This window comes from Staphylococcus sp. HMSC62B09 (assembly GCF_001839115.1).
In the GTDB taxonomy this organism is placed as follows: domain Bacteria; phylum Bacillota; class Bacilli; order Staphylococcales; family Staphylococcaceae; genus Staphylococcus; species Staphylococcus haemolyticus.
Genome location: NZ_KV840089.1, coordinates 1 through 3,262 on the forward strand (window position 1 = coordinate 1; position 3,262 = coordinate 3,262).

A 3,262-nucleotide genomic window follows, 5' to 3' on the forward strand; every position below is an offset into this window, starting at 1 on the left:
ATTATACTATAAATTCAACTTTGCAACAGAACCATTTAGAATATTAAAATTCCTTCATTACACTCTTGGCGGTTTCACTTATCAACTTATCATTTGGCTTATCACTTTTATTGTCTTTATTCGTAAAAATGACTAAAACAATAGGTTCAGATTGGCCCTTAGGATAAACAAAAGCAACATCATTTCTAGAAGCATATGTTATTGCTTGACCACTTTTATCAGCAACCTTACAGTCTTTTGAAACACCGTCTTTAATTAAAGTATCTCCGCTTTTATTATTTAACATTAAATCAAGTAAGAATTTTTTGTTTTCTTTGCTTAATTTTCCATTTGCGATAAGTTTATTTAAAGTCTTACCGAAAGCAGCAGGTGTTGAAGTATCTTTTTTGCTCTTTGGTGAATAGTAATTTAATTCTATCTCATATCTAACTGGATTTGTTACTTTATCTCCTAGTTCTTTTAGACGTTGTTTAACTTTTTTGATTCCACCAATTTCTTTTATAATTTTATTGTTTGCTGTATTATCACTATATGCCATTGAAGCCTCAATAAGTTCTTTTAAAGTGATATCTTTTCCTACATATTTTTCTAAAATAGGAGAATAAGCAACTATATCATCTTTGTTAATATGTATTTTTTTATTTAACTTATTATAAGGTACTTGTTCTAACAAAATAGCACTATTTATCGCTTTTGAAGTCGAAGCATAGGCAAATCTCTTATCTGAATTAAATTTTACTTCCTTACCACTTTTAGTATCTAAAGCATAAACACCAATATGAGCATTATATTTTTTTTCTAAATCATTTAACTCTTTGGCATGTGAACTGTTTGAATTACATGCACTTAAAACTAAAGCAATTGCAATTAAAAATATTAACTTTTTCAAAATAAACCCTCCAATATTACAGTTGTAATTTTTACAAATTAATAATATTACAATTGTAATATTGGTGTCAATTGTTTATTATAAATAATTGAAAGAAGGTGTCAAAATGGCTAAATTACTAATAATGAGCGTAGTAAGCTTTTGTTTTATATTTCTATTGTTAGTATTTTTTAGGTATATATTAAAACGCTATTTTAATTATAGTTTAAATTATAAAGTTTGGTATCTAACTGTGCTTGCTGGATTAATTCCTTTTATCCCAATTAAATTCTCTTTTATAAAATTTAATAATGTGAATAATCAATCGCCCACAGTTGAAAGTAGGTCACACGACTTGAACCATAACATAAATACCACCAAACCTGTTCAAGAGTTCACAACAGATATCCATAAGTTTAATTGGGATTCAATTGATAATATCTGCACAGTTATTTGGATAGTTTTGGTTATTATTTTAAGTTTTAAATTTTTGAAATCCTTATTATATCTTAAATATTTAAAGAGACAGTCACTTTATCTAAACGAAAATGAAAAAAATAAAATAGATACGATACTTTTCAACCATCAATATAAAAAAAATATTGTGATTCGAAAAGCAGAGACTATTCAATCTCCAATAACTTTTTGGTATGGGAAATATATTATTTTGATTCCTAGTTCATATTTTAAAAGTGTAATTGACAAAAGACTAAAATATATAATATTGCATGAATATGCTCATGCTAAAAATAGAGATACTTTACATTTAATTATCTTTAATATCTTCTCTATTGTTATGAGTTACAATCCATTAATACATATTGTAAAAAGAAAGATAATTCATGACAATGAAGTAGAAGCCGATAGATTTGTTCTTAATAATATTAACAAAAATGAATTTAAAACTTATGCGGAATCTATTATGGACTCCGTATTAAATATTCCATTTTTTAATAAAAATATATTAAGCCATTCATTTAATGGTAAAAAGTCATTACTCAAAAGAAGATTAATTAATATAAAAGAAGCCAATTTGAAAAAACAGTCCAAATTAATTCCAATTTTTATTTGTATTTTTACTTTTTTGCTCATGGTAATTCAAAGCCAGTTTTTGATGGGGCAATCCATAACTGATTATAATTATAAAAAGCCCTTACAGAACGATCACCAAATTTTAGATGAAAGTAAAAATTTTGGTTCAAATAGTGGATCTTTCGTCATGTACAGCATGAAGAAAGACAAATACTATATTTATAATGAAAAAGAAAGTAGAAAGAGATATTCTCCTGATTCAACTTATAAAATTTATTTAGCGATGTTTGGACTTGACCATCATATCATAAGTGATAAAAATTCACGTATGTCATGGAATCATAAACATTATCCTTTCGAGTCTTGGAATAAGGAACAAGATTTAAATACAGCAATGCAAAATTCAGTTAATTGGTACTTCGAACGTATTAGTAATCAAATACCAAAGAACTATACTGCGGCTCAACTCAAGCAATTAAATTATGGTAATGAAAACTTGGGAAGTTATAAAAGCTATTGGATGGAAGATAGTTTGAAAATATCTAATCTTGAACAAGTAATAGTTTTTAAAAATATGATGGAACAAAATAACCATTTTAGTAAAAAAGCAAAGAATCAATTATCTTCTTCATTATTGATTAAGAAAAATGAAAAGTATGAACTGTATGGGAAAACAGGTACAGGTATAGTAAACGGGAAGTATAATAATGGGTGGTTTGTAGGTTACGTAATTACAAATCATGATAAGTATTATTTTGCTACACATTTATCAGATGGAAAGCCGTCTGGGAAAAATGCTGAATTAATCAGTGAAAAAATATTAAAAGAAATGGGTGTTTTAAATGGCCAATAAGCAAGTTGAAATATCTATGGCTGAATGGGATGTTATGAATATAATATGGGATAAAAAATCAGTATCAGCTAATGAAATTGTAGTTGAAATTCAAAAATATAAAGAAGTTAGCGATAAAACGATTAGAACATTAATCACAAGACTATATAAAAAAGAGATTATAAAACGATACAAATCAGAGAATATTTATTTTTACTCATCAAATATTAAAGAAGACGATATTAAAATGAAAACTGCTAAAACCTTTCTTAATAAACTGTATGGAGGGGACATGAAAAGTTTAGTGCTGAATTTTGCGAAAAATGAAGAATTAAATAACAAAGAAATTGAAGAATTGCGAGACATTTTAAATGATATTAGTAAAAAGTAATTAGAGATATGTTTCAAACATAATACATATGTAAACTATGCTTGACTCTTATTAAATTAGTTTTGTTAATAACATTTAAAATATTTTATTAAATATGAGAGTGTCCAGAAAATAACCATTTTCTGTACACTCTCTTTTT

Annotated in this window: 3 protein-coding genes; 2 read left to right on the top strand and 1 reads right to left on the bottom strand. The window is 26.2% G+C overall.

All coding sequences use genetic code 11. From position 1 onward, the window contains the following. Positions 1–43: 43 nt before the first annotated feature. On the bottom strand, positions 44–889 hold the full coding sequence (gene blaZ, locus HMPREF3265_RS01605; RefSeq protein ID WP_000733274.1) for a penicillin-hydrolyzing class A beta-lactamase BlaZ: 846 nt from the start codon (positions 887–889) through the stop codon (positions 44–46). 106 nt (positions 890–995) lie between these two features. On the opposite strand from blaZ, the gene blaR1 reads away from it, so the two are divergent. Together blaR1 and blaI are read left to right on the top strand one after the other, a co-directional pair. Continuing rightward, the gene (gene blaR1 / locus HMPREF3265_RS01610) at positions 996–2,753 is read left to right on the top strand and encodes a beta-lactam sensor/signal transducer BlaR1 (RefSeq protein ID WP_001096386.1); all 1,758 of its coding nucleotides are present in this window, start codon (positions 996–998) and stop codon (positions 2,751–2,753) included. Further along, positions 2,743–3,123: a penicillinase repressor BlaI gene (gene blaI / locus HMPREF3265_RS01615; protein WP_001284653.1), complete on the top strand. Its 381-nt coding sequence runs from the start codon at positions 2,743–2,745 to the stop codon at positions 3,121–3,123. Before blaR1 ends, blaI begins: the two co-directional genes overlap by 11 nt. Positions 3,124–3,262: the final 139 nt, after the last annotated feature.

Bases quoted from the DNA above. Each gene is read 5' to 3' on its own strand.
- blaR1 (WP_001096386.1), top strand. From the start codon at position 996: ATGGCTAAATTACTAATAATGAGCGTAGTAAGCTTTTGTTTTATATTT.
- blaI (WP_001284653.1), top strand. From the start codon at position 2,743: ATGGCCAATAAGCAAGTTGAAATATCTATGGCTGAATGGGATGTTATG.